We start from the raw sequence: 26762 nt of genomic DNA, 5'->3' as shown, positions 1-26762 counted from the left end.
CATTTAATATACATCTTAATGCTTGGATATAAATAAATTAAAAATTATTTATTTATATTTATTAATAATAAATAGCATTGTAATTGATAAAATTGGGTATTTTATAGATGTATTTAAAATACATCTTTATATTTAATTTTAGTAAAAGTGCGTTATCTATCAATGGATAGATAAAATCTATAGAGAAATAAAAAGGATTAGCAAGGTCTCACACTGATAATAACAAAGCGGTTGGTTTTTGAATGAAAAATGATTAGCAATTCTTTTGTTTTGCTCTTTTTGTGAGCTATTTTTAAAGCTCGACAAAAGCAGGCTATTTTTGATTAATTTTAGTTTTTTGCAAAATTTGATCTGAATTATGATAATCGCTACAAATAAACATAAACTTATAAACGAAAAAAGACCACCGAAGTGGTCTAAACGTAAAGCTAAAGAAAGACTAGAATAAAAAAGGGATCAGCGAACAACCATAGAGTTGATAACGCCTTTTACGCCTGTAACTTTGCGTGTTGTTTCAATGGCACGATTAGCATCCGCTTGAGAAGAAACGAAACCACTTAATTGAACTTTACCTTTAAAAGTTTCAACGCTAATTTGTGTTGAATTAAGATTTTTTTCACCGATTAGTGCTGTTTTAACTTTGGTGGTGATCACGGAGTCATCAAAATAACCCCCAGTACCTTCTGACGTTGCAGTTGGAGAACATGCAGACAACGTAAATGCCATCAGTAATGCCGCCATGACAGCAGAGATTTTTGCCCATAGTTTCATTATCAAACTCCTTATACATTGCGTAATTGATTGAGTATTTCTGAAAAGAAAACATAAAGCGCTTTATAAAGTATGTGCAAAAAATAAAATATTGCCAAATTTTTATAGGTATTAATTGTGTTACTTTAACTGGAGAAAGAAGAGGGATTGCGCCATTTCATGCAGACTAAGCCCAAAAACGGGCTTTCAAAAGCGAGAGTCAATAAATGATGAATTAAGAGTAATCCGCTTAGAAAAATAGCAAACTATTCTCCTAAAGCGGATTGATTACGATAGTTATGCGAGTGTAGCCGCTTTCATTTCTTTGACAAATTGAGTAAGCGCTTTAAGCATCACTTCAGGTTGATGAAGATTTTTCTCAATAATTTGTACAACGGCTGATCCTGAAATCGCACCCGCGGCACCATTTGCAATAGCCTCTTTGACTTGTTTTGGCTCTGAAATACCAAATCCTTGTAATGCAGGTGGTGCATTATAAGTTTTTAATTTGTCAGTAAGGTGTGTTAGCGATTGTTCAGCACGTTTATCTGTTCCTGTTACGCCAGCTCTTGAGAGTAAATAGGTATAGCCTTTACCTGAGATGGCTAATTCTTGTAAAAGCTCATCATCAGCGTTAGGCGGGCAAATAAAGATAGGATCGATATTCACTCGCTGGGCTGCTTCTCGGAACTCTTTTGATTCACGTAAGGGCACATCACCAATTAAGACCGAATCGACACCAGCTTGTTGGCATTTACCATAAAAATTATCAATCCCATTACTAAAAACAAGGTTGGCATAAACTAATAGACCAATAGGAATATTAGGATGTTTTTTACGTACATTGGTTAATAGCGCAAAGCAATCAGTGGGGGTTACGCCAACATTGAGGGCACGTAAATTAGCACCTTGAATAGTAGGACCATCTGCAAGAGGATCTGAAAAAGGAATACCAATCTCTAAAGCATCTGCACCACCTTCAATTAACGCATCAATAATTTGTAGTGATAGCTCAGGAGAAGGATCACCTAATGTTACAAAGGGAACAAATGCACCTTGTTGTTTTTGTGCTAATGCATCAAAGCAGTTTTGATAACGGCTCATTAGATTTCTCCTCTTGCTGCTAAAATATCGTTTACAGTAAAAATGTCTTTATCGCCACGGCCTGATAAGTTCACAATCAGTAATTGCTCTTTATCAGGATTTTGAGCAATTAATTTAAGTGCGTAAGCTAGAGCATGAGAGGATTCTAATGCTGGAATAATACCTTCTCGGCGTGAGAGTGCTTTAAATGCTTCTATGGCTTCATCATCTGTAACAGAAACATAATCAGCACGACCAATGCTATTTAGATGTGCGTGCTGAGGCCCGACAGATGGGAAGTCAAGACCTGCTGAAATTGAATATGACTCTTCAATTTGCCCTTCATCTGTCTGCATAATAGGGGATTTCATCCCAAAATAGATCCCTAATTTACCATGTTTTAGTGGTGCGCCATGTTCACCCGTTTCAATGCCTTTACCTGCAGGTTCAACACCAATTAGCTGTACTGACGTTTCAGGAATAAATGAAGCAAATAACCCGATAGCATTTGAACCACCACCAATACAGGCAATAGCTGCATCGGGTAGACGGCCTTCACGCTCTAGGATCTGTGCTTTAGCTTCATCACCAATCATACGTTGGAATTCGCGTACAATTGTTGGGTAAGGATGGGGGCCTGCTGCGGTTCCTAGTAAATAGTGAGCGCGATCGTAACAACCAGACCAGTCGCGTAATGCTTCATTACAGGCATCTTTTAGGGTAGATGAGCCACTATGAACAGGAATAACTTCAGCACCCATTAAGCGCATACGAAAGACGTTAGGTGATTGACGTTCAACGTCTTTTGCACCCATATAGATACGACACTTCATATTAAGTAGTGCGCAGGCCAAAGCAGTTGCAACACCATGTTGACCAGCACCCGTTTCCGCAATTATTTCGGTTTTCCCCATACGTTTTGCCAGTAATGCTTGACCTAATACTTGGTTAGTTTTATGAGCGCCACCATGCAGTAAATCTTCACGTTTTAGATATAAACGAGTTCGCGTGCCTTCTGTTAAATTACGGCAAAGGGTTAATGCTGTTGGTCTACCTGCATAATTTTTTAATAAATCTTGGAATTCTTGCTGAAATGACGGATCGTTTTGTGCATCAATAAAAGCTTGTTCGAGTTGATCCAATGCAGGAATTAAGATTTCAGGTACATATTGGCCACCAAATTCGCCAAAGTAGGGGTTAAGTTTTCTCATTGTGATGTCATCCTGTTTAAAATTTTATCTTTGTGAAATTTAGTTTCGCTGTAATTGTGCAAATACTTGATCCAGACGTTGTGCATCTTTTATGCCAGGAGCTGATTCTACTCCTGAGTTAAAATCAAGCCCGATACAGCCTGTTTTAACTGCATCCAAACAGTTTTCACTATTAAGACCGCCTGCAAGTAATGCTTTTTCACGTATTGTGTTTGGAATTTTTTGCCAATTAAACGTTGTTCCTGTACCGCCTGTGCCGTTATCAAGTACATATTTATTAACGTGTAAAACAGGAGGAATATCACTGTGGATTGCCATGTTTATTGCTTGCCAAATCTCACAGCTAGGCTGAATTTTTTGTCTAAGTTGCTCAATAAACTGAGCATCTTCTTGCCCATGTAATTGAATGGCAGATAAATTAAGTTTTTCAGCATAGTCACAAATAAGTGCAATGGGCTGGTTTTGAAAAACACCTACAAATGCTAAGGGAGCTTGTGTTATCAGCTCTTGGGCTTGTGACAATGTCACTTTACGCGGGGATTTCTCTGCGAAAATCAATCCTGCATAATAGGCACCGGCTTGATAAACCGCTTTTACATCTTGTGTACGAGTTAACCCGCACACTTTATGCTTTCCCAAAACGAGTGCTCTTACTGCTTGGTCAATATTTTCTTGTGACATTAAGGCACTACCTACCAAAAAACCATTAGCATATTGGCTTAGCTCTTGAACTTGCTGGTGGGTATGAATACCTGACTCGCTGATCACGATGGTATCTTCAGGTAATCCTTGGCTTAATTGCGGAGTACGTGCTAAATCAATAGAGAGATCACGCAAGTCGCGATTATTAATACCAATAACTTTGGCATTAAGCTTAATTGCTCGTTGACGCTCTTCTTCTGTGCTGACTTCGGTCAATACACCCATATTTAATTGATGAGCAACCGTTGATAGCGCGCGATATTGTTCATCGTCTAAGACAGAGAGCATTAATAAAATCGCATCTGCTTGATAAAAACGTGCTAAATAGATTTGGTAATCATCAATAATAAAATCTTTGCACAAAACGGGCTGATGTACGGCTTGACTGACTTGACGTAAATAATCAAAGTTTCCTTGAAAATACTTTTCATCAGTTAATACCGAAATTGCCGCAGCATAAGGCTGATAAATTTTTGCAATTGTAGCGGGATCAAAATCAGCACGAATTAATCCTTTTGAGGGCGATGCTTTTTTACACTCTAAAATAAAAACAGTATTAGGTTGAGTTAATGCCTGATAAAACGAGCGTGTTGATGGCACTATTTGATGCACAAATTCTGATAATGGTTGGCTTGCTTTACGTGCAATCAGATATTCTGCTTTATCTTTTACAATGGCGTTTAATACAGTCATGTTTTTATCCTCTTGCTGCTAATGCGGTGACACGATTTATTGCTTTACCGCTATAAATGGTGTGCATAGCAACTTCAGTATTCATTTTTAAATCTTCTTGCCCATGTAAACGCATTAATAAAGCGACATTAGCTGCGACAGATTCGGTATGTGCTCTTTTTCCTTCACCTTGCAGTAAACTTGCCAATAATTGGCGGTTAACTTCAGGTGTACCACCTTCTAAATCGGCCATTGAACAAGGACGAAGACCAAAATCACTTGGTGTGAGTTCATAACGTGTAATTTCACCATTACGTAATTCAGCGACTTGAGTCGGTGCATGTAACGACACTTCATCCATACCACCACTGTGTACCACGGCAGCGCGTTCATAACCCAATACTTTTAGCGTGTCTGCAATAGGCATTAATAACTCAGGGCTATAAACACCAATTAATGCCAATGGTGGGCGAGCTGGATTAATCAAGGGACCTAATACGTTAAATAAGGTGCGTGTTTTTAGTTGTTGGCGCACAGGGGCTGCAAAACGAAAACCACTGTGATACTGCGGTGCGAATAAAAAGCAAAGTCCCACTTCATCTAATAATTGACGTGCATCATCCGCACTTCTGTCTAATGGAATACCAAAAGCAGCGAGTAAGTCTGATGAGCCTGAGCGACTAGATACGCTACGATTACCGTGTTTCGCCACTTTGATACCGACTTCTGCCGCTACGAATGCGCTAGCTGTTGAGATATTGATGCTGTTCGCGCCGTCGCCACCAGTGCCAACAATATCGCAAAAGGTGTAATCAGGACGAGGAAATGGCAGTGCATTTTCAAGTAATGCTCGTACAGCACCAGCAATTTCTTGTGGATGTTCACCACGCATTTTCATGCTAATTAATACAGCAGCTAATTGTGATTCTGTTAATTCACCACGGATAATCGCGCTAAACAGGGTTTGGCTTTCTTCTAATGTTAACTGCTGTGCGCTAAATAATTTGTTGAAGATAGTTTCCATTTTATTTGTCTCCTTTAGGAGTTAATGCCCATGCGATTGTTTGTTCTAAGAGTTGTGCACCTTTGGTGGTTAAAATTGATTCTGGGTGAAACTGAAAACCACAAGTTTTATGTTGACGGTGGCGCACCGCCATAACAGTGTTATCGCACCAAGCATTAATAATAAGTTGTTCTGGAACGTGTTCTCCTGAAAGCGAATGATAACGAGCAACGGGTAAAGGATTAGGTAAATTCACAAACATTTCGCTGTTATCATGTTCAGCCAATGTCGCTTTACCGTGTAAGATCTCTCCACATGAAGAAACTTTGCCACCGTAAGCTTCAATGATGGCTTGATGACCTAAACAGATACCAACAACAGGTAATGTTGTACCTAGTACACGTTTCAACAATTCAGGCATACAGCCTGCTTGTGAAGGTGCACCTGGCCCTGGGGATAACAGTAAAATCGGGTTATCGAGTTCGCATAGTTTTTGTTCAATAAAATCAGCAGTGACGCTATTGCGATAAATGACAACGTTATTGCCAAGGCTACGTAATTGATCGACAAGGTTATAAGTAAAAGAGTCGATGTTATCGAGAAGTAAGATCGTTGCCATTAGCAAGCCTCCTGTATTTGTATTTCTGTATGAGCTTGTAAAATGGCATTGATTACAGCTTGTGATTTATTGCGGGTTTCTTCCGCTTCCATTTTGGGATCTGAGTCGAGCACAATTCCGGCTCCGACTTGAATTGTGGCAATATTATTTTCAACATAAGCGGAGCGAATAACTATGCAAGTATCAAAATCACCGGTACCAGTAAAATAACCAATGGCTCCACCATAGCTACCACGTTTTGTTTTTTCATAACGAGCAATTAATTGCATAGCACTGACTTTAGGGGCACCTGATAGTGTTCCCATATTCATACATGCTTGGTAAGCATGGAAAATATCTAAGTCATCACGTAATTTTCCAACCACTCTAGATACTAAATGCATTACAAAAGCATAACGATCAACTTTTGTTAGCTCTGCAACATAGCGGCTGCCTGCTTGGCAAATACGTGCTAAATCATTACGCGCCAAATCAACTAACATTAAATGCTCTGAAAGTTCTTTGGTGTCAGTACGCATTTCTAGCTCAATGCGGCTGTCTAAATCTGCATTAATTGAACCATCAGCATTGCGTCCTCTAGGACGAGTTCCTGCAATTGGGTAGATTTCAATTTGGCGATCACTGGTTTGATATTTCAGTGCACTTTCTGGTGATGCACCAAAAACAGTGAATAGAGCATCTTGCATATAAAACAGATACGGGCTTGGGTTTTTCTGTTTCAACACTTGATATGCGGCAAGTGGTGAAGGGCAAGCTATTTGAAAACGACGTGATGGTACGACTTGGAAAATATCACCACGACGAATATAAGTTTTCATTGCCTCAACGATATCACCATAGCCTTTATCGTCCATATTGGTGTGTATTGTTGAACCTTCCGCTGTTAAAGCGTGGCGAATAGGGTGTTTTAATGGTTGTTTAGCCAGTGAAATTAATTCAGTTTGTCGTAAAGCGAGACGTTGGCATTCTGTTTTATCATCAGTAAATGCAATGGAAACCAACTGACTATCTTTATTTTGATGGTCGATCACGATTAATTGTTCGGCTAAATAAAAGCAATAATCAGGGCAAGAAAAATCACTTTCTAATTCAGGAATAGATTCAAACCCGCAGACTAAGTCATACGCAAATAAGCCACCAATAAAGATAAAGTTTGCATCTTTAGTGTCTTTATTAACAAGAAAGAAACGCAACGCATCAAATACGCTAGCTGATTTTAATTTGCTTTCTTCATCGGTCTCTTGTGAAGGTGTAGCAAAAGTAAAAACACACTGTTTGTCGCTCTCTGACGTTAAATTAGCTTTTTCTTTTAGTGCGATTTTTAATGCGGGCAATAACGCTTGTCCATTAACACTTAGTGCATCAATAGTGACTTGATTTTTTACTGCACTGATGCGTAATGCACTATCAACAATTAATAAGCTTTTTAGGTTTGCTTTAGTGTCGATTTGTGCGGATTCTAGCAATAATGTGTAATGTTGATTTTCACATAATGTATTGAAAAGCAAAGCTGGTTCGCTGTGATAAGGCAGTGGCGTTGCCTTGGTATTAAATGAGAATGCAAGTGATGTATTCATTGTTATCGCTCTATATTATTTTCTTTATTTACTGTTTTTAAAGCATAAAAAAACCCGCGTAGGCGGGTTTTAGATATCACTGACGTTAAGCCGGAGATCAAACCGCCCATAAAAGAGTGTTGCGCCACCAAAGAGCGATAAGATGTTGATTGATATTCATAAGATCTCCTTACAGCTAACGACAAATAAACAGAAAGTGAACTAGCTCGTGTTGCGTACTAGTTAACTGGATTGCGTTAGGTTCGTCAAGTACTTTATGGCATACTCTTTAAAAATTATTATCTTGCTAAGGTGAAAAGGGAGACGTGATGACTGAAGGGCTATCTGATTTAAGAGTGATTTATGATTTACACAGCCACACTACCGCGTCAGATGGCGAGCTTTCACCAGAAGAACTGGTTGATAGAGCGATAGAGCGTCAAATTAATGTTTTAGCGATTACGGATCACGATACAACAGCGGCAATTACACCTGCTAAGCATTATATTGCAGAAAAAAATCTGCCTCTTACTCTGATATCAGGTGTCGAAATATCGACTTTGTGGGAGAATATAGAAATCCATATTGTTGGATTAAATATGGATATCGACCATAACGCAATGAAATCGCTCCTTTCATCACAAAGCCAATGTCGTGAAACACGTGCGATAATGATAGGTGAGCGATTAGAAAAAGCAGGTATTGCCAATGCTTTTGAAGGCGCTAAAGCGCTAGCGCATGGTGGGCAAATAACAAGAGGGCACTTTGCCCGATTTTTAGTGAATGACGGACATGTTGCCTCAGTTAATAAAGTATTTAAACGTTATTTAGCGAAAGGAAAAACAGGCTATGTACCCCCGCAATGGTGCTCAATAGGTGACGCGGTCACAGCAATTCATGCTGCTGGTGGTGTTGCAGTGTTAGCACATCCGGGTCGATATGGTCTATCTTCTAAATGGTTAAAACGATTAACACTTTATTTTAAACAACAAGGTGGTGATGCAATCGAAGTGGCACAATGCCAACAACCACCACAAGAACGAGAACAACACGCGGCATTAGCTCAATCTTATGAGTTAAAAGCTTCGTTAGGTTCTGATTTTCATCGTCCTTGCTCGTGGATAGAGTTGGGGCGTAATTTATGGTTACCCGGTGGCGTTGAACCAGTTTGGTCGCTATGGCAGGAGTAACATCAGAAATTCGTTGAGGGATGTATGAGCCAACTTTTTTATATTCACCCTGATAATCCGCAGGCTCGTTTAATTGAACAAAGTGCTGATATTTTACGCAAAGGCGGAGTGGTGATTTATCCAACAGATTCTGGCTATGCTATTGGCTGTTGTTTAGAAAACAAAGATGCAATGACGCGGATTTGTCGTATTCGTCAATTAGATAAAAACCATAATTTCACACTGATGTGTCGTGATCTGTCAGAAATCGCTAATTACGCTTATGTTGATAACGTGGTATTTCGTTTAATAAAAAATAATACCCCAGGTAATTACACCTTTATCTTAAAAGCGACTAAAGATGTACCAAAGCGTTTGATGAATGATAAACGTAAAACGATTGGCTTACGTGTTCCTTCTAACCCTATTGCATTAGCATTGTTAGAAAATATTGGTGAGCCATTGATGTCAACTAGCCTGATTTTACCAGGTAATGATTTTGCCGAGTCTGATCCTGAAGAAATCAACGATTTATTAAGCAAACAAGTTGATTTAGTGATCCATGGTGGCTATTTAGGTCAAAAACCTACAACAGTAATTGATTTAACAGAAGATAGCCCAGTGATAATCCGAGAAGGTACCGGAGATATTACTCCATTTCAGTAAATGATTTGGTCGATTAAACTAAATATCGATTCGATAGATGCATAGTGAAGAAATTTATCGTGAGATAAAGAGATAAAAGGTGAAGGGATTTATCGCTTGTGTTAAATTTATACATTGCGATAAAAATCACGGTGCTTGTTTTTAACATCGGTTATGTCAATGAGCGTTTTCGTTGATGCGTTAATATGCATACAAAAGAAGCAGTTAAAACCGTCATGCTATTTTATCGAAACTATTTATCACAATGTTGATGTGAAAATCATCAACATTGTTCACTATTGAATCAATAAACCTGTGTTTATTAGTGAATTTAATAAACATGGGTTATTTTTTACTTAATTGATTTTTAAAAATTAATTCTATTTTTATGACGCCTGTGAAGGCGACACATGAGGTTGTTTCATGAGCGATAAATCGCAACGTACTGAAAAATTACAAAAAATCCTTGCTCGTTCTGGCCACGGCTCTCGTCGTGAGATTGAAGGTTACCTTCAAGAAGGACGTATCAGCATTGATGGTACAAAAGCAAAATTAGGTGATCGTATTGATGTCACCACAACAGCAAAAATCCGCTTAGATGGTCGTATTTTAAATATTCGCGAAGCCCAAAAAGATGTTTGTCGAGTGTTAGCGTACTACAAACCTGAAGGTGAACTGTGTACTCGTAGTGATCCACAAGGCCGTCCTACCGTTTTCCAACGTCTTCCACGTCTTAACAGTGCTCGCTGGATCGCTGTTGGTCGTCTTGATGTGAATACCAGTGGATTATTGCTATTTACAACAGATGGTGAATTAGCTAACCGTTTAATGCACCCAAGCCGAGAAGTGGAACGTGAATATGCGGTTCGTGTTTTCGGTGAAATTGATGATGCTAAAATTCGTCAATTAACTCGTGGTGTGCAATTAGAAGATGGCCCAGCGTCATTCCGCTCTGTTTCTTATCGTGGTGGTGAAGGGATTAACCAATGGTACAACGTTTCACTGACAGAAGGCCGTAACCGTGAAGTTCGCCGTATGTGGGAAGCGGTTGGTGTTCAAGTAAGCCGTCTTATTCGTGTTCGCTATGGTGATATTGATTTACCTAAAGGTCTACCACGCGGTGGCTGGGTAGAGCTTGGGTTAGAGCAGATTAACTACTTGCGTCAACTGGTTGAGTTAAATGATGAAACAGTAACAAAAGTAGCGGTAGAAAAAGACCAACGTCGAATTAAAGCAAATCAAATTCGTCGTGCGGTTAAGCGTCATACTAAAATATCAGCTCGCACCTCTACATCACCTGCAAAAAGAGCGTCAAGTCGTCGTCAGTCAACTGGAAATAATAAGTAGTTTTTGAATAATTATTTATTATTTTAAATTAAAATATCATATTTCATTAAGAGGCAGCCAATAAACATTGGGTGCCTCTTTTTTGATAGCTTTCTTTTTTCTATAAATAAAACTATGATGCATAGATTAATAAGATAAGAAGTCATTTTTATTAAAATAATATTTTGTTTGTATATTTTACAATAAGGTATACGCGATATATGCATCGTTTTTTTTATTTAACAACAATGTTATGTGCGACTACTCTTACTACGGGTTGTGAGCCAGAAGCTAACTCAAATTCACAATCTGGCGTGTTTTATATCAGTAACAATAAAACCGTACCGTTAGTCTTTCAAATTGATGAAAATTCTTTTTGGCTTAATACAGGTGAAGTAAAAGAAATAAAATTAGAGAATGGAAAACATGTATTAGTTGATGCTGATGGAGAAAAGAAAATTTTTATGATTTATCCTGGCAATCATGGGGGGATAATTAATCCATCTAGGGATATCTACTATAGTTTTACCTCTGCTTTTTCACCTAAAGGAAATGACGAACACTTATACTTAACAACTCGTTCCATTTGGATTGATGGACAGCTTGTGAGTGGGGCTATTAATAGCTCTGATGCCACATTCATTGATAATAATATCTTCCAGTGTGAAATTCCTTTAAATAAACCTATTACAACGTATTTATCTGATTGGGATAATAAGAGAATGGGAAATGTATTAACTAAGTGTTTTTCCCAATCCGAATTTCAAGATTTTTTATCAAAAAAACCATATGACATTCATGTTTATTCTGATCTATCTTTATTAGAAGCGCATAAGGAACAAAATAAATATAACTGGATAAATAATGAGAACACGCGAACAGATGATTTTATACCGACAATAAGTAATATTACGTTTAATAATAGTGAGATGCTTAAAGAAGCTAAAAATATTTATAAAATAACCAATTCCTATTTAACTTCTCGTGATCCAAGTGAAAAGATAAATTACTATAATCAATATCATTTTCATGTAATGGCAATGGCTATGGTTTATAGTCAGCAGATACAAAATGATATATTTGATGATAAAGAAGCTTATTTCAAACTGATAAATGAAACAGGGCGTATATTTGGTGCAGGTATATTAAGTGAACCTGCTTTAATATAAATAATTATTCACTTTTTATGTGATTAAAAAGACAATAGGTAATTATTACCAATCTATACCTTTTTGTGCTTTTATCCCACTATCAAAAGCATGTTTGATAGGACGCATTTCTGTCACTGTATCAGCTAACTCAATTAATTTTCTATGGCAGCCTCTTCCTGTAATAATAACGTTTTGGTGTGCAGGGCGAGAGCTAATTGCTGAAATAACCTCATCTAATGGTAAATAGTTAAAGCTAATCATATAAGTTATTTCATCAAGGATAACTAAATCATACTCTGGGTTATTAAGCAGTTTGAGTGCATATTGCCATGTATTTAAGCAAGCCGTTGTATCGGCACTTTTATCTTGAGTTTCCCAAGTAAAGCCTGTCTCCATGACATAAAAAGGCACACCAAATTGCTCTAATAAATTACGTTCACCGTTTTCCCAAGTTCCTTTAATAAACTGCACAACACCGACCTTTTTTTGATGACCAACAGCACGTGTTGCTGTACCCATCGCTGCTGTCGTTTTACCTTTACCATTACCTGTAAAGATCATCAAAATACCTTGTTCTCGTTGAGCTTGCTCAATTCGGGTATCTACTTTCTCTTTTAAGCGTTGTTGGCGTTTTTGGTGTTGTGCATCATTCATTTTTGACCTCGAATTTACGTTATTCAGCAGGGCCTGCTTTACGGCCTGGTTGGGCATCTAAAGATTGTCCTTTCACATCAATGCTGTCATCACTCATCAGGTAGAGATATAACGGCATCAAGTCTTTAGGTGTTTTTAGCTTTTGTGCATTTTCATCAGGAAATGCACTGGCTCTCATTGCGGTACGAGTGCCACCAGGATTAATGCAGTTAATTCGTAAGGTGCTGTCGTTATATTCTTCATTGAGTACCTGCATAAAGCCTTCTGTTGCGAATTTGGAAACAGAATAAGCACCCCAACCGTAACGACCTTGGCGACCCACGCTGGATGTGGTGAGAATAAGACTTGCATGAGGGGCTTTTAGCATTAAAGGTAGCAGTGCTTTGGTCAGCATGAATGTCGCATTGACGTTAACTTGCATAACATCATGCCAAAGGTTACTTGGTTGATTAATGATAGGTTCAACAACACCTAGCAGACCTGCATTTTGTAGCACACCATCAAGGTGAGGAAAGCGTTTAACAAGTGTATCAGCAAATTGCTGAAAATCGTTTTCCGTTGCTGTAAGTAAATCAAGGGGATACAACATGGGTTGTTGTCCACCTGATGTAATGATTTCTTCTTGAACATCTTCAAGTTTTGATAAAGTACGGCCTAATAAGATAAGTGTTGCGCCATATTGCGCATAAGTTAGTGCGGCTTCTTTTCCTATGCCATCACCAGCACCAGTTACTAGAATAATTTTATCTTTTAGCACGCTATGATCCGGTTGATATTGCAACATATTGATATCCTGTCTAGTAAAAAGTAAATAAAGTGTAACGTCTTATTTGTCTAGCGACCAGTTTAGTCTGGTTTTTTGTTTACAATTTATAGCTGATTTTTTTATGGTGTTACCCATAATTATGCCTTTGTGACTAGCGCTAAAGCAGAATTTCGTTAAACTAGGCATATTGGTTTTAGTCAGTGTTATTAACCTTAAAAAGAGGTCTTTGTGGAGTATATTTTACAATATGGACTGTTTTTAGCAGAGATTGCCACAGTTGTCGTGGCTATTATCGCTATTGTGTTGTTTTTTATTGTTATTGGAAATAAGAAGCAAAATCGAAAAGGCACGTTAAAAGTGACAGATCTTGCTGAAGCTTATGAAGAAAAACAGCGAGTAATGCAACAAGCGAGAATGGACGATGCTGAATTAAAGGTCTGGTACAAAGCGTTTAAAAAACAGCAGAAAAAAGAAAATAAACAAAGTAAAAACAATGCGAAAGAAGGTAAGAAAGGCGTTGTAAAACCTTGTTTATATGTTCTTGATTTCAATGGTAGCATGGATGCTCATGAAGTGGGTGCATTACGTGAAGAGATCAGTGCCATTCTTTCTGTTGCCCAAACTGGTGATGAAGTTTTACTCCGTTTAGAAAGCCCTGGTGGCATGGTTCACGGATATGGACTAGCAGCCGCGCAATTAACACGTTTAAAAGAAAAAGATATTAAACTTACTGCAGTTGTCGATAAAGTTGCGGCAAGTGGTGGGTATATGATGGCCTGTGTGGCTGATAAAATCGTCGCAGCACCTTTTGCGATTATTGGCTCAATTGGTGTCGTTGCTCAAATCCCTAATATTCACCGATTGCTTAAGAAAAACGACATTGATGTTGAGTTACATACTGCTGGTGAATATAAACGTACATTAACTTTATTGGGTGAAAACACAGAAGAAGGTCGTGAGAAATTTAAACAAGATTTAAATGAAACACACCTGTTATTTAAAGCTTTTGTACATAAATATCGCCCTCAACTTGATATTGATAGTGTCGCTACTGGAGAATATTGGTATGGCACAGAAGCATTGAATAAAGGCTTAATTGATGAAGTTGGTGTGAGTGATGATTGGTTAATTAATCACATTAACGACTATGAAGTCTTTTCTGTTCGATATGTTCTTAAAAAGAAAATGGTTGAACGTGTTACAAGTGGTGCAATGGAAAGCGTTGATAAATTGATGATGCGCTGGGTTCAAAGAAGTAAGAAACCATTGCTATAACCCAACCGAGTACACAAAGTTAAGTTTTATTAGCGATACCGAGAATTTAAAACCTAAAGCTTGGTATCGCTGCCATTTTCCCTTCTTGTTCATCAATACTTCTTGAATTCTTCACACAGATATTTTGATGCTTTATTGGCAAATCGTATTGCTATAAGGCAAAAAAAAGCCAGTGAAGTATTCACTGGCAATCAAAGAAATAATTGATATTGCTTAACAACAACAGGGTAAATATTTCCTCTTTCTAGGAAGTATCAATATAACGGTAAAAACAAAATAAAAATAATTGATATTACTGATTGTATTAATAGGTGAGTGTAATCCTAAATATAAGAGAATAATAAACAGCCTCCACTTTTTTGCATTTTTATTCTTTAAAGGTGATTTTTTATGCCAGCTATTTTTATTGGAAAAACAATAACTGGCAAGTAACGTCTCTTTCTCGATAGTGAGATTAAGTGTGAAATAATCCTAATGGCGATTATTCTAAATGATACTTATCTGATAGCACATGTGCTAAATGCTTAAACATATTAAAAGCTGCAGTGCTTTTTGCCGTAGGTAAACCTTGCTCATCTAAAAAAAATTCACCTTTAAATACGAGGACATTACCTTTTTGTTCAACAGAATCTGCATGCATACCTTGTAAATAATCTTCATGTTCGCATATGATTTTATTCGCTTTTTCAAGTAGCATCTCTGTTGTAATAGGTGTAGTTTGTGTTGACATAATCTGTGCTCCTTAGAAAAATAATTTGTTGCGCCTCACTTTTTATCAGGTAGAGTGTGGCATTTTTAAAAGCTTAGCTACGCTATATGTAGCAAATATAATTTGCCCGTTGCCCGATCAAAGCAGTGAGGTGATTAAAATACCTCAAAAAAAGTAATGAGTTTTGAGCTCAAACAAAAGCTTTGAATAAAAACAGGTTGATATATTGCAAAACTAACGCAATATAAAAAAGAGATTTTAAACATTTTTTTAGTTGAGGGTATTAAACAATACCGTCATAACAAAGTTTAATTAGGTAAAGGTAATTATGGGTAAAGCTCTTGTAATCGTGGAGTCCCCGGCAAAAGCCAAAACGATCAATAAATATCTTGGCAATGACTACGTAGTTAAATCTAGCGTGGGTCACATTCGTGATTTGCCCAAGAGTGGTTCTGGCAGCCAGAAGAGCGAAAACTCATCCGCCACGAAAGGCGTGAAAAAAGTTAAAAAGGATGAGAAATCAGCCTTAGTCAGCCGTATGGGAATCGATCCTTATAATGGGTGGAATGCGAACTATCAAATTCTACCCGGCAAAGAAAAGGTTGTGGCTGAACTAAAAGCATTGGCTGATAAAGCTGATCATGTCTATCTCGCAACGGACCTTGACCGCGAAGGAGAAGCTATCGCGTGGCATTTACGCGAAGTTATCGGCGGTGATGATGAAAGATTTAGTCGAGTGGTTTTTAACGAAATCACGAAAAATGCCATTACACAAGCTTTCCAAACTCCAGGTGAGTTAAATATAGACCGCGTTAACGCGCAACAAGCACGTCGTTTTATGGATCGTGTTGTGGGCTATATGGTTTCACCTTTACTTTGGAAAAAAGTCGCTCGTGGATTATCTGCGGGTCGAGTGCAATCTGTAGCTGTTCGTCTATTGGTTGAACGTGAACGTGAAATTAAAGCCTTTGTTCCTGAAGAATATTGGCAGTTACACGCATCATTATTAACACCTGATGAACAACCATTGCGTATGGAAGTCACGCATTATAATGATAAAGCCTTCAATCCTGTTTCATCTGATGAAACGCAGGTTGCGGTTAATGCATTAAAAAATGCAACCTTCACAGTAAAAGATCGTGAAGATAGACCAACATCAAGCAAGCCAAGCGCACCACTTATCACATCAACTTTACAACAAGCGGCCAGTACGCGTTTAAGTTTTGGTGTGAAAAAGACAATGATGCTAGCTCAACGCCTTTATGAAGCTGGTTATATTACCTATATGCGTACTGACTCGACTAACTTAAGTCAGGATGCAATTCAAATGGCGCGTGATTATATTAGCGAGCAATTTGGTGCTAAGTATTTGCCGAAAGAACCAAATGTTTATTCGAGCAAAGAAAATTCGCAAGAAGCGCACGAAGCTATTCGTCCTTCGGATATCAATGTTATCTCAGAATCTTTAAAAGATATGGATAACGATGCCAAACGATTATATCAACTAATTTGGAATCAATTTGTGGCGTGTCAAATGACACCAGCAAAATATGATTCAACGACATTAACTGTCGAATCAGGTGATTATAAATTACGTGCTAAAGGCCGTACTTTACGTTTTGCGGGTTGGACGAAAGTGATGCCTGCAATGCGTAATAAAGATGAAGATAAAACGTTGCCGGCTGTTGATGTAGGGGCGAAACTGGCTTTAGCTGAATTAGAACCGACTCAACACTTTACTAAGCCACCAGCACGTTTTAGCGAAGCGACTTTAGTTAAAGAATTAGAAAAACGCGGTATTGGCCGTCCTTCAACTTATGCGTCTATTATTTCCACTATTCAAGATCGTGGTTATGTAAAAGTTGAAAACCGCCGTTTTTATGCAGAAAAAATGGGTGAAATTGTCACAGATCGCTTAGAAGAGAATTTTAGCGATTTAATGAATTACGATTTCACTGCGCAAATGGAAGATCACCTCGACCATGTTGCAAACAACGAAGAAAATTGGAAAGCGGTATTAGATGCATTCTTTACTGATTTTAGTCAGCAATTAGAAGTTGCTGAAAAAGATCCAGAAGAAGGAGGAATGCGACCAAATCCAATGGTAATCACTTCTATTGAGTGCCCAACTTGTTCTCGCCATATGGGAATTAGAACGGCGACAACAGGGGTATTCTTGGGATGTTCAGGTTACGCATTACCGCCCAAAGAACGTTGTAAACAGACTATTAACCTTATTCCTGAAGATGAATTATTGAATATTCTGGAAGGGGAAGATGCAGAAACTAACGCATTACGAGCTCGTCGCCGTTGCCCGAAATGTGGTACTGCAATGGACAGTTACCTGATTGACACGCATCGTAAATTACATGTTTGTGGTAATAACCCTGCATGTGATGGTTATGACGTCGAAGAGGGTGAATTCCGCTTAAAAGGTTACGAAGGGCCTGTTATTGAGTGTGATAAATGTGGCTCTGAAATGCACCTGAAAATGGGGCGTTTTGGTAAATACATGGGTTGCACTAATGATGAATGTAAAAATACCCGTAAAATCTTAAAAAGTGGTGAAATTGCGCCACCGAAGGAAGATCCTGTACCGCTTCCTGAGTTACCATGTGAAAAATCTGATGCGTATTTTGTCTTACGTGATGGTGCCGCGGGTGTATTCTTAGCCGCAAATACCTTCCCTAAATCAAGAGAAACGCGCGCACCAAAAGTAGAAGAATTGGTTCGCTTTAAAGACAGATTAGCAGAGAAAATGCGTTATTTAGCTGAAGCACCTGTGGCTGATCCAGAAGGAAATCCAACGATTGTGCGGTTTAGTCGTAAAACTAAACAACAATATGTTTCTTCTGAAAAAGATGGCAAAGCAACGGGTTGGTCTGCGTTTTATGTCGATGGTAAATGGGTTGAAAAAACCAAATAACATTGGCATTGCGTGATAAATAAAAAAGCGACTAATGAGAGTTAGTCGCTTTTTTTGCATGAAGAAGATATGCTAATTAATGTACATTGAAACAGTGTAAGTGGTTAATTTCTATTTGTCTGATATTTTACTTTGCTAATAATAAGACGGAGATACTATGAAACTGATGCCTTTGTTACTCTCTGGTTTACTCTTCACCTCAGTGGCGAGTGCAGCCACATTAGATGTCACGTTAAAAGAAGCACTTCCTACAGGTGCCGGTAACGATATTGGTGTTGTTACTATCACTGAAACCGATTATGGACTGTTATTTACGCCAAAATTGACAGGATTAACACCTGGTGTGCATGGTTTTCATATTCATGCTAATGGCTCTTGTGAGCCAGATATGAAAGAGGGTAAACCTGTTCCTGCTTTAAAAGCCGGTGGTCATTTAGATCCGGAAAAAACCGGTGTTCACTTGGGACCTTATAATAAAGAAGGGCACTTAGGTGATTTACCTGGATTGGTTGTTAATGATAAAGGCGTTGCTGATTACGCAGTATTAGCGCCAAAACTGACTAAACTTGAGCAAGTGAAAGATAAAGCCATAATGGTGCATGTCGGTGGTGATAACTATTCAGATAATCCAGAAGCACTTGGCGGTGGTGGTGCAAGAATGGCATGCGGTGTTATTAAATAATCTAAGGCCATTATTGTTCTGAAATAAAAGCTGACATCGAGTCAGCTTTTTTTATGCTTATTTATAGCTTATAACTATTCGATATAACAAAACCTAAATAACCCTATTAATTACGTTAGACCGAAATGAAATAAGTGATATAGTGGTTATATATTACATCTTTATTATTCTTTTTAGTTATATGAATATAAATAGAATAACGGAATAATAAGTCTTTTGTTGAAGGGATAGCCTCTCTATGAAATTACAACAGTTGCGTTATATCGTTGAAGTGGTGAATAACGATTTAAATGTATCAACCACGGCAGAGCGTTTGTATACATCTCAACCGGGGATAAGTAAGCAGATCCGCATGTTAGAAGATGAATTAGGTATACAAATATTTTCTCGTAGTGGTAAACATTTAACGCATGTGACACCCGCAGGTGAAGAGATTGTTAGGCTGTCTAGAGAAATATTGTCGAAAACAGAAGCCATTCGATCTGCAGCTGGTGAACATACTTATCCAGACAGAGGTTCGCTGTCTATTGCAACAACACATACTCAAGCTCGTTATGTATTGCCACCTGTGATAAAAGGCTTTATTGAGCGCTACCCTGATGTTTCTTTACATATGAATCAAGGTTCACCAACACAAATAGCTGAAGATGTTTGCAGAGGTAAAAGTGATTTCGCTATTGCGACAGAGTCACTGCATCTTTATAACGATTTAGTGATGCTACCTTGTTATCGTTGGAACCGTATTGTGGTGGTTCCTAAAGATCATCCTTTAGCACAAAAAAGAGAAGTCACACTGAAAGAACTTTCTTGTTACGACATCGTGACTTATACCCAAGGTTTTACAGGACGTTCTGATCTCGATGATGCTTTTGGCAAAGTAGGTTTAAAACCTAAAATTGTTTTCACTGCAACAGATGCTGATGTCATTAAAACGTATGTAAGATTACATTTAGGTATTGGTGTAATTGCTAGTATGGCGTTTGATCCTGTGCTAGACAGTGATTTAGTGGCGATTGATATGCGTGATAAATTTAGCTATAGCACCACTAAAATTGCATTCCGTCGCAGTGGTTTCTTACGTGGTTACATGTATGACTTTATGTGGCGTTTCGCTCCACATTTAACTCGTAATTTAATTGAACAAGCCGTTACATTGCGAACACATGAAGAAATTGAAGAGCTATTTAAAGATATTGAATTGCCATTAGTGTAATACTGAAAGGCGGGTAATTCCCGCCTTCAAGCGTAATCATCAATCTTAACCCCGTATAACTTATTTCAAATAAAAATCTCCACTAAAGAAAGCGTCTGACTTTGTAATGCTTAGTTGACGATACTTATTTAAAAAATCATAAAATTGTTGATTAATTTTCGGATCATCCAGTGCGTTAGCATCAAAGATAGAGGTGATCGTGCTGTACTCTAAAGACACAGTAAATTTACGTCCAATACAACTAGCAAGAAGCATTTTTGCAGATTTATATGAAAAACGTAAGCTCAGGATTTTTAACTTAGGTACAAAAATAAGATGGTTATTATGATTAAGGATCTCGGTCACTCCTGCAATGGTTATTGTTTGATAACTATCTAATGATTGTCGTAATCCAATTTCTATTTTTTGGCCTTGAGTACGTAAAAAATCAATAAATTCACCTAAAGCAGGTGAAGTGGCATTAATTGCTGTACCAAGTAATAACTGAATAAAAGCTTGAGCAACAGAAAAATCAAATGTCTGTTTATGGAGTTTTTTTGTTTCCACCTTATTGTGCCCTAAAAGGGGAAGATGATTCAGCGTTTCTAACCAATGTTCAGGACGATAATAGGCTTCATTGTCTTCTTTTTTTAATGCGGCCAGATGGTTCGCTATGATAGAAATAAGTCCAATTTGAATATTTTTAAGTTGTGACATTTTTTCTATTTCGAATTCTTCAAACAATTTTGGTGAGGCGATGATAAATTGCACCAGACCTTCAGTATCTTTTAGATTTTGAGAATGTAATGAGTTTATCGATAAAGTTTGCGGAAAAGGAGGTTTGATAGGTTCAGCAAAGTAACGATCGGCACTTATTATATTCTTTAGTAACTCAGATTGTTTATTATTCATAAATATTATCCTTTCACAGTTATACCTCCGTTATTAAATCCTAATTAGATGAAAAGCTTGAGACTAAAATTTATTAACACCATGATAGCCATAACATTACGTTAACAAATTGTGTGATCCTTAAGCGAAATTATGAGTTATATGATATGTTTAATAGATAACCTTACCTATTTTGATGGTTTAAACATGCTGTCAGTATAAAAATAAGAAGGAGGAGCTATGTCGTTACACTTGAAAAAAGAGAGCCATTCCACGCTCTTAGTTGGATCTCGTGAATATGAGTATTACCGCCTTACTGAAGTTGCTCGTCAATTAGGCGATATTACCCGTCTTCCTAAATCTCTGAAGGTACTGTTAGAAAATTTAGTACGTTATCTCGATAATGATACGGTTGTTGAAGATGATATTAAGGCGTTAGTTGATTGGCAAAAAACAGCCCATGCATCTCGTGAAATAGCTTATCGACCAGCAAGAGTTTTAATGCAAGACTTTACAGGTGTGCCTGCTGTTGTTGACTTAGCTGCAATGCGAGAAGCCGTAAAATCATTAGGCGGACAGGTGGAAAAGGTCAATCCATTATCGCCCGTTGATTTAGTTATTGATCACTCTGTGATGGTTGATGAATACGCAAGTAAAAATGCATTTGCTGAAAACGTTGAAATAGAAATGGAACGTAACTATGAACGTTACCTTTTCTTGCGTTGGGGGCAGCAATCGTTTGAACGTTTTCGTGTTGTGCCACCAGGAACAGGGATTTGCCATCAGGTAAACCTTGAGTATTTAGGTAAAGCTATCTGGCCTGAAGAAAAAGATGGCCGTTATGTAGCTTATCCAGATACCTTAGTAGGAACAGATTCTCACACCACCATGATTAATGGTCTTGGTGTTTTAGGCTGGGGGGTTGGAGGTATTGAAGCTGAAGCTGCAATGTTAGGTCAGCCTATTTCAATGCTTATTCCTGATGTTGTTGGTTTTAAACTGACAGGCAAACTACGAGAAGGTATTACAGCAACAGATCTTGTACTTACTGTCACCCAAATGCTACGAGCCCATGGTGTAGTAGGAAAATTTGTTGAGTTTTACGGAGATGGTTTAGCCTCATTACCTTTAGCTGATCGGGCAACGATAGCGAATATGTCGCCAGAATACGGAGCAACATGTGGCTTTTTCCCAATAGACAATATTACGCTTGATTATTTGCGTTTAACTGGGCGAGAAGAGCAAGAAATCGCTTTAGTTGAAGCTTATAGTAAAGAGCAAGGTTTATGGCGTCATGCTGGTGATGAGCCTATCTTTACCTCTACATTATCTCTTGACATGGGAACAGTTGAAGCAAGTCTAGCTGGGCCTAAACGTCCTCAAGATAGAGTGAATTTAGCAAGTGTTCCTAATGCATTTAAAGCGGCAGTAGATCTTGAAACCAATAAGAAACCACTGGCGCAGTTACCTCAAGTAAAAATTGATGATTACCCTGAATTTGAGTTAACTGATGGTGCTGTCGTGATTGCAGCGATCACATCTTGTACTAATACTTCAAACCCGAATGTCTTAATGGCCGCGGGGTTACTGGCTAAAAATGCGGTAGAAAAGGGATTACAGCGTAAACCTTGGGTAAAATCTTCTTTAGCCCCCGGCTCTAAAGTGGTCACAGATTACCTTAATTTAGCGGGATTAACGCCTTATCTTGATGAGTTAGGTTTTAATCTTGTGGGTTATGGTTGCACGACTTGTATTGGTAATTCTGGGCCTTTATTAGCACCGATTGAAAGCGCAATTAAAGACAATGATTTAACTATTGCAGCGGTATTATCAGGTAACCGTAACTTTGAAGGTCGAATTCATCCTTTAGTAAAAACTAACTGGTTAGCTTCGCCTCCGCTGGTGGTTGCTTATGCATTGTCAGGGAATATGAGTATCGATCTTACTAAAGAATCTTTAGGTAAAGATAAGCAGGGTAACCCTGTTTACTTAAAAGATATTTGGCCTGACAGTAAAGCAATTGCAGATGCGGTTGAAAAAGTGAAAACAGAGATGTTCCATAAAGAGTACTCTGCGGTGTTTGAAGGAGATGAGACGTGGAAATCACTGAAAACACAAAATACGCCAGTGTATACTTGGCAGGCAGATTCTACTTATATTCGTCATCCTCCTTTCTTTAAAGGAATGACAAAAACGCCAGCACCAATTAACGATATTCACCAAGCCAGTATCTTGGCAATTTTAGGTGATTCGGTAACAACTGACCATATTTCACCTGCTGGAAATATTAAAGCTGATAGTCCCGCTGGACGTTATTTGCGTGAGCATGGGGTAGAACCGAAAGATTTTAACTCCTACGGCTCTCGACGTGGTAACCATGAAGTTATGATGCGAGGCACCTTTGCCAATATTCGTATTCGTAATGAAATGGTACCGGGAATTGAAGGTGGTTTTACCAAACATATTCCAACGGGGGAAACGTTAGCAATTTATGATGCTGCAATGCGTTACCAGCAAGAAAATACCCCATTGGCGATCATTGCAGGAAGTGAGTATGGTTCAGGCTCTAGCCGTGACTGGGCAGCAAAAGGAACGCGTTTATTAGGTGTTCGTGTCGTGATTTCGGGTTCTTTTGAGCGTATTCATCGTTCTAACTTGATTGGTATGGGAGTTTTACCGTTAGAATTCCCAGCAGGTGTTACACGTCAAACATTAGGATTAAAAGGTGATGAGAAAATTGAGATCACTGGGCTTAATGCATTAACACCAGGTCAAGATGTCGCGGTTAATATTACTTTTGCGGATAATCGCACTGAAACTATTATGGCGCGTTGCCGTATTGATACACAAACCGAACTCGCTTATTTCCAACATGGTGGCATATTACATTATGTTATTCGTAATATGCTTTAATTAGGTCTTATTGATATCGCTAAACGCCTCATTATAAAAATGGGGCGTTTTTTTAGGTTGCTTAAGTGGCGTCTGCCATAAAAAAGCTAATAAATTTTTACCAACCCTGAACTGCACCACCATTAAAAATGGTTTCGGCGGCTATTGCAACTTCGGGGGATTGATAAGCCTTGATAAAATCACGCACATTATTAGCGTCTTTGTTGTCTTCTCTTGCCACTATAATATTGGTGTAAGGCGAGTTTTTATCTTCAATAAAAATACTGTCTTTTGTCGGAGATAAATTAATTTGTTGGATGTAAGTGGTGCTAATAATGGCAACGGTGACTTTCGGATCGTTTAACACTCGTGGTAACTGTGCGCCTTCTAGCTCCATAATTTTTAATTTAAGAGGATTATCAATAATATCGATGGCAGTAGGTAACAAGCCACTATTTGGTTTTAATGTGATAAGTTTTTCTTTATCTAATAACAGTAAAGCTCGGCCCAAGTTGGTTGGATCGTTAGGAACTGCAATGGTATCGCCAGATTTTAATTCAGAAGGGTGTTTGATTTTTGTTGAATAGCCGGCCATAGGAAAAACAAAGGTATTGCCCACAGCCACTAAATTATAACCCCGAGATTGATTATCTTGAGCAAGAAAAGGGCGATGCTGAAAAACATTCGCATCTAATTCTTTATTTGCTGTGGGATCATTAGGTAATAATGAGCCACTAAAACCCACTAATTCAACCTCTAAACCATATTTTTCTTTAGCGACTTTTTTGGCAATTTCTGCCACATCTTGTTCAGCGCCATTGATCACACCAACTTTGATTGAATAGCTGTTTTTATCGCTATTATCACAGCCTGTTAATAATGTTCCCACTAATAATAGCGCGCCGAAAATCCTACCAGAAAAATGTAATGGCATAATGTTTTCCTATCAAAATTTATTTATTAATAAATAACTTAGAATCAGATAGATAGTCAATGAAATCGCATATGACAAATTTTCACATGATATAATTTAATGACGAATGATCTGTAAAAAAGAAGGAAATATAAGCAAAGAAAAATAGATAAAGAATGAATTTACAAGGTAATAGAATAAAAAGAGCTAAATAAAAATCCGAGCAACTTAGACTCGGATTTGAAAATTATTAATGCTGTGCTGTTACTTTATTATTGCGCTTTCTTAAATAAAAGATGGCCCATTTTATCGGCTTTGGTATCAAGATAATGTGCATTACTTGGATTACGTCCGACAATCAGAGGAACTCGCTCGATAACATTAATACCTGCGGCTTTCATGATTTCAATTTTTTTCGGATTATTGGTTAATAACCGCACCTCATGAACACCTAATAGATTATACATGTCAGCACAAAGGGTAAAATCGCGTTCGTCAGCTTTAAAACCTAATTCGAGGTTTGCTTCAACAGTATCTAACCCTTTATCTTGTAATGCATAAGCTCTTATTTTATTTAGTAAGCCAATATTACGGCCTTCTTGGCGATGATAAAGTAAGACACCACGACCCGCTTTGCTTATTTGTGAAAGTGCAGCTTCAAGTTGGAAACCACAATCACAACGCAAACTAAATAAGGCATCACCCGTTAAGCATTCTGAATGAATACGAGATAATACAGGCTCTGAGCCTGAGATATCGCCATAGACTAGGGCGACGTGATCTTTACCTGTTGCGATTTCTTCAAAACCGACCATTAAAAACTCACCAAAAGGAGTAGGTAGTTTTGCTTCTGCGATACGTCTTAATTTCATTATTTTTGACTCATAATTTCAGGTGAAACTCTCGTTCAAGATTATACACTTTATAACGAGAACAAAGAGAAATAAAACACTGAAATGTTTCCATGTCTGATAGGCAAGGAAATGGGATAACACACACTTATAAATTCACACCACTACAAATTATCAGATTTTGAGCCTTATTGCATAATGATTTATTGCTAAACGAGCATCGTTTATACTGATAAACTTTAAAGATAAACGAAAGACAGTGTTTGTATTTGAGAAGGGTCGATATATTGAATAAGAAGATAACAAGATTAATTTCATTAGGCAGTATATTACTCTTAATCATACCTAGTGTAGTGTTAATGCTGGGTTGGCAATGGCAACCGACTGATCACCCTTTAGGGGGAATTAGCACATTGTGGATAGCAGATAGTGCAGCGAAACCTTGGGGAACTATTAGTATTATTGTGTTTTTGGCATTACTGTTTATGGTTTTGAAATTAAAACGTAATAATTTTATTCAATTAGCGGTGATAATTGTTGCGACCTTAGCCGTTGGGCAATTAGTTAAGGTTGCAGTTAAAAATACAGTCAAAGAACCTCGTCCTTATGTTGTTTGGGTCAGTGACAATTTACACATTACACCAGAGGCATTTTATCAAGTTCCCAGATCAGCGCGGGAACAATTACTCCAAAATGGATTGGCAAATTCCCCTATGATCCCCGAATGGCAACTTAAACATTGGAAAGCGGAAACGGGTTATGCTTTTCCATCCGGGCATAGCTTATTTGCAGCAACACTCGGCTTGTTTGTTTTTGTCCTTTTTATGTTGCGCGGTCATTATTTTTTAGCAACACTCGGGTTATTATGGGGAATCGATGTCACTGTAGGGCGTATTGTGTTGGGAATGCACTGGGCATCTGATGTGATTGTGGGTATTCTTATAAGTACTATGCTGGTTTGGTGTGCATTTAAGGTGATTGAGCGACGTTTATTACTCAAATCCTGACGATAGCCTTTATTTTTGAGATACAGAATGTCTTTTTCAGTATTTATGTGAAAAAATATACGAAAATCAGTTGATTCTAAGAAATGACTTTCTTTGTGCGCAGTGAAAATGCTACCT

21 protein-coding genes and 1 pseudogene are annotated in these 26762 nt (G+C 38.0%); 10 read left to right on the top strand and 12 right to left on the bottom strand.

Annotation, left to right across the window (positions count from 1 at the left end):
* Positions 1-456: 456 nt before the first annotated feature.
* From GWI68_RS19120 to GWI68_RS19090, 6 genes and pseudogenes are all read right to left on the bottom strand, one after another.
* Complete coding sequence (locus tag GWI68_RS19120) at positions 457-771, bottom strand: BON domain-containing protein (protein ID WP_036937135.1); 315 nt, start codon at positions 769-771, stop codon at positions 457-459.
* Positions 772-1047: 276 nt separating this feature from the next.
* A complete protein-coding gene (trpA, locus tag GWI68_RS19115) occupies positions 1048-1854 on the bottom strand; it encodes a tryptophan synthase subunit alpha (RefSeq protein ID WP_166541316.1) in 807 nt (268 codons plus the stop codon).
* On the bottom strand, positions 1854-3044 hold the full coding sequence (gene trpB / locus GWI68_RS19110) for a tryptophan synthase subunit beta (protein ID WP_036937130.1): 1191 nt from the start codon (positions 3042-3044) through the stop codon (positions 1854-1856). The genes trpA and trpB overlap by 1 nt, the downstream gene beginning before the upstream one ends.
* A gap of 39 nt (positions 3045-3083) precedes the next feature.
* Complete coding sequence (gene trpCF, locus GWI68_RS19105) at positions 3084-4439, bottom strand: bifunctional indole-3-glycerol-phosphate synthase TrpC/phosphoribosylanthranilate isomerase TrpF (RefSeq protein ID WP_109408747.1); 1356 nt, start codon at positions 4437-4439, stop codon at positions 3084-3086.
* Positions 4440-4443: 4 nt separating this feature from the next.
* Positions 4444-6040 (bottom strand): annotated as a pseudogene (gene trpD, locus GWI68_RS20550) (bifunctional anthranilate synthase glutamate amidotransferase component TrpG/anthranilate phosphoribosyltransferase TrpD).
* Positions 6040-7617: an anthranilate synthase component 1 gene (locus tag GWI68_RS19090; protein ID WP_166541314.1), complete on the bottom strand. Its 1578-nt coding sequence runs from the start codon at positions 7615-7617 to the stop codon at positions 6040-6042. The pseudogene trpD and the gene GWI68_RS19090 overlap by 1 nt, the downstream one beginning before the upstream one ends.
* Before the next feature lie 308 nt (positions 7618-7925).
* Here GWI68_RS19090 and GWI68_RS19085 point away from each other — a divergent pair, with 308 nt between their 5' ends.
* From GWI68_RS19085 to GWI68_RS19070, 4 genes are all read left to right on the top strand, one after another.
* Positions 7926-8786 carry a PHP domain-containing protein gene (locus GWI68_RS19085; RefSeq protein WP_166541313.1) on the top strand — a complete coding sequence of 287 codons (861 nt, stop codon included), beginning with the start codon at positions 7926-7928 and terminating at the stop codon, positions 8784-8786.
* 24 nt (positions 8787-8810) lie between these two features.
* Positions 8811-9431, top strand: coding sequence for an L-threonylcarbamoyladenylate synthase (locus GWI68_RS19080; protein WP_072067997.1), 621 nt, complete (start codon positions 8811-8813; stop codon positions 9429-9431).
* Positions 9432-9833: 402 nt separating this feature from the next.
* Positions 9834-10757 (top strand): 23S rRNA pseudouridine(2605) synthase RluB, encoded by a 924-nt coding sequence (gene rluB, locus GWI68_RS19075; RefSeq protein WP_166541312.1) that lies wholly within the window; start codon positions 9834-9836, stop codon positions 10755-10757.
* 200 nt (positions 10758-10957) lie between these two features.
* Complete coding sequence (locus tag GWI68_RS19070) at positions 10958-11905, top strand: hypothetical protein (RefSeq protein WP_166541311.1); 948 nt, start codon at positions 10958-10960, stop codon at positions 11903-11905.
* 45 nt (positions 11906-11950) lie between these two features.
* Here the strand turns inward: GWI68_RS19070 and cobO are convergent, their stop codons facing one another.
* On the bottom strand, positions 11951-12541 hold the full coding sequence (cobO, locus tag GWI68_RS19065) for a cob(I)yrinic acid a,c-diamide adenosyltransferase (RefSeq protein ID WP_109408753.1): 591 nt from the start codon (positions 12539-12541) through the stop codon (positions 11951-11953).
* 19 nt (positions 12542-12560) lie between these two features.
* A complete protein-coding gene (locus tag GWI68_RS19060) occupies positions 12561-13322 on the bottom strand; it encodes a YciK family oxidoreductase (protein WP_176694681.1) in 762 nt (253 codons plus the stop codon).
* A 213-nt stretch (positions 13323-13535) separates the two neighbouring features.
* Between GWI68_RS19060 and sohB the strand changes: the two genes are divergently transcribed.
* On the top strand, positions 13536-14582 hold the full coding sequence (gene sohB / locus GWI68_RS19055) for a protease SohB (protein WP_166541310.1): 1047 nt from the start codon (positions 13536-13538) through the stop codon (positions 14580-14582).
* Positions 14583-15063: 481 nt separating this feature from the next.
* Here the strand turns inward: sohB and GWI68_RS19050 are convergent, their stop codons facing one another.
* Complete coding sequence (locus GWI68_RS19050; protein ID WP_072068001.1) at positions 15064-15312, bottom strand: YciN family protein; 249 nt, start codon at positions 15310-15312, stop codon at positions 15064-15066.
* A 307-nt stretch (positions 15313-15619) separates the two neighbouring features.
* Between GWI68_RS19050 and topA the strand changes: the two genes are divergently transcribed.
* The 3 genes from topA to cysB all read left to right on the top strand — a co-directional run bounded on the left by topA (position 15620) and on the right by cysB (position 20112).
* A complete protein-coding gene (gene topA, locus GWI68_RS19045) occupies positions 15620-18217 on the top strand; it encodes a type I DNA topoisomerase (RefSeq protein ID WP_166541309.1) in 2598 nt (865 codons plus the stop codon).
* A gap of 157 nt (positions 18218-18374) precedes the next feature.
* Positions 18375-18899, top strand: coding sequence for a superoxide dismutase family protein (sodC, locus tag GWI68_RS19040; RefSeq protein WP_109408756.1), 525 nt, complete (start codon positions 18375-18377; stop codon positions 18897-18899).
* Positions 18900-19137: 238 nt separating this feature from the next.
* On the top strand, positions 19138-20112 hold the full coding sequence (cysB, locus tag GWI68_RS19035) for an HTH-type transcriptional regulator CysB (RefSeq protein WP_109408757.1): 975 nt from the start codon (positions 19138-19140) through the stop codon (positions 20110-20112).
* A gap of 60 nt (positions 20113-20172) precedes the next feature.
* Here the strand turns inward: cysB and GWI68_RS19030 are convergent, their stop codons facing one another.
* Positions 20173-21003 carry a hypothetical protein gene (locus GWI68_RS19030; protein WP_166541308.1) on the bottom strand — a complete coding sequence of 277 codons (831 nt, stop codon included), beginning with the start codon at positions 21001-21003 and terminating at the stop codon, positions 20173-20175.
* 219 nt (positions 21004-21222) lie between these two features.
* Here GWI68_RS19030 and acnA point away from each other — a divergent pair, with 219 nt between their 5' ends.
* Positions 21223-23895, top strand: coding sequence for an aconitate hydratase AcnA (gene acnA, locus GWI68_RS19025; protein WP_166541307.1), 2673 nt, complete (start codon positions 21223-21225; stop codon positions 23893-23895).
* Between the two features lie 97 nt (positions 23896-23992).
* Here acnA and GWI68_RS19020 read toward each other — a convergent pair whose 3' ends face one another.
* Together GWI68_RS19020 and ribA are read right to left on the bottom strand one after the other, a co-directional pair.
* A complete protein-coding gene (locus GWI68_RS19020; protein WP_166541306.1) occupies positions 23993-24808 on the bottom strand; it encodes a MetQ/NlpA family lipoprotein in 816 nt (271 codons plus the stop codon).
* Between the two features lie 251 nt (positions 24809-25059).
* Positions 25060-25659: a GTP cyclohydrolase II gene (gene ribA / locus GWI68_RS19015; RefSeq protein WP_075672080.1), complete on the bottom strand. Its 600-nt coding sequence runs from the start codon at positions 25657-25659 to the stop codon at positions 25060-25062.
* Positions 25660-25925: 266 nt separating this feature from the next.
* Between ribA and pgpB the strand changes: the two genes are divergently transcribed.
* On the top strand, positions 25926-26645 hold the full coding sequence (gene pgpB, locus GWI68_RS19010) for a phosphatidylglycerophosphatase B (RefSeq protein ID WP_166541305.1): 720 nt from the start codon (positions 25926-25928) through the stop codon (positions 26643-26645).
* The last annotated feature ends 117 nt before the right edge of the window (positions 26646-26762 follow it).

The sequence above is a fragment of the Proteus sp. G2669 genome, assembly GCF_009915245.1.
Lineage (GTDB): Bacteria > Pseudomonadota > Gammaproteobacteria > Enterobacterales > Enterobacteriaceae > Proteus.
Note: the sequence above shows the minus strand (reverse complement) of the source record. Positions and strands in the feature narration are given on the sequence as shown.

What these genes read in the sequence shown, in the direction of transcription:
- GWI68_RS19120 (WP_036937135.1), bottom strand. Translation starts at nt 771, where the DNA reads ATGAAACTATGGGCAAAAATCTCTGCTGTCATGGCGGCATTACTGATG.
- trpA (WP_166541316.1), bottom strand. Translation starts at nt 1,854, where the DNA reads ATGAGCCGTTATCAAAACTGCTTTGATGCATTAGCACAAAAACAACAA.
- trpB (WP_036937130.1), bottom strand. Translation starts at nt 3,044, where the DNA reads ATGAGAAAACTTAACCCCTACTTTGGCGAATTTGGTGGCCAATATGTA.
- trpCF (WP_109408747.1), bottom strand. Translation starts at nt 4,439, where the DNA reads ATGACTGTATTAAACGCCATTGTAAAAGATAAAGCAGAATATCTGATT.
- GWI68_RS19090 (WP_166541314.1), bottom strand. Translation starts at nt 7,617, where the DNA reads ATGAATACATCACTTGCATTCTCATTTAATACCAAGGCAACGCCACTG.
- GWI68_RS19085 (WP_166541313.1), top strand. Translation starts at nt 7,926, where the DNA reads ATGACTGAAGGGCTATCTGATTTAAGAGTGATTTATGATTTACACAGC.
- GWI68_RS19080 (WP_072067997.1), top strand. Translation starts at nt 8,811, where the DNA reads ATGAGCCAACTTTTTTATATTCACCCTGATAATCCGCAGGCTCGTTTA.
- rluB (WP_166541312.1), top strand. Translation starts at nt 9,834, where the DNA reads ATGAGCGATAAATCGCAACGTACTGAAAAATTACAAAAAATCCTTGCT.
- GWI68_RS19070 (WP_166541311.1), top strand. Translation starts at nt 10,958, where the DNA reads ATGCATCGTTTTTTTTATTTAACAACAATGTTATGTGCGACTACTCTT.
- cobO (WP_109408753.1), bottom strand. Translation starts at nt 12,541, where the DNA reads ATGAATGATGCACAACACCAAAAACGCCAACAACGCTTAAAAGAGAAA.
- GWI68_RS19050 (WP_072068001.1), bottom strand. Translation starts at nt 15,312, where the DNA reads ATGTCAACACAAACTACACCTATTACAACAGAGATGCTACTTGAAAAA.
- topA (WP_166541309.1), top strand. Translation starts at nt 15,620, where the DNA reads ATGGGTAAAGCTCTTGTAATCGTGGAGTCCCCGGCAAAAGCCAAAACG.
- sodC (WP_109408756.1), top strand. Translation starts at nt 18,375, where the DNA reads ATGAAACTGATGCCTTTGTTACTCTCTGGTTTACTCTTCACCTCAGTG.
- cysB (WP_109408757.1), top strand. Translation starts at nt 19,138, where the DNA reads ATGAAATTACAACAGTTGCGTTATATCGTTGAAGTGGTGAATAACGAT.
- GWI68_RS19030 (WP_166541308.1), bottom strand. Translation starts at nt 21,003, where the DNA reads ATGAATAATAAACAATCTGAGTTACTAAAGAATATAATAAGTGCCGAT.
- acnA (WP_166541307.1), top strand. Translation starts at nt 21,223, where the DNA reads ATGTCGTTACACTTGAAAAAAGAGAGCCATTCCACGCTCTTAGTTGGA.
- GWI68_RS19020 (WP_166541306.1), bottom strand. Translation starts at nt 24,808, where the DNA reads ATGCCATTACATTTTTCTGGTAGGATTTTCGGCGCGCTATTATTAGTG.
- ribA (WP_075672080.1), bottom strand. Translation starts at nt 25,659, where the DNA reads ATGAAATTAAGACGTATCGCAGAAGCAAAACTACCTACTCCTTTTGGT.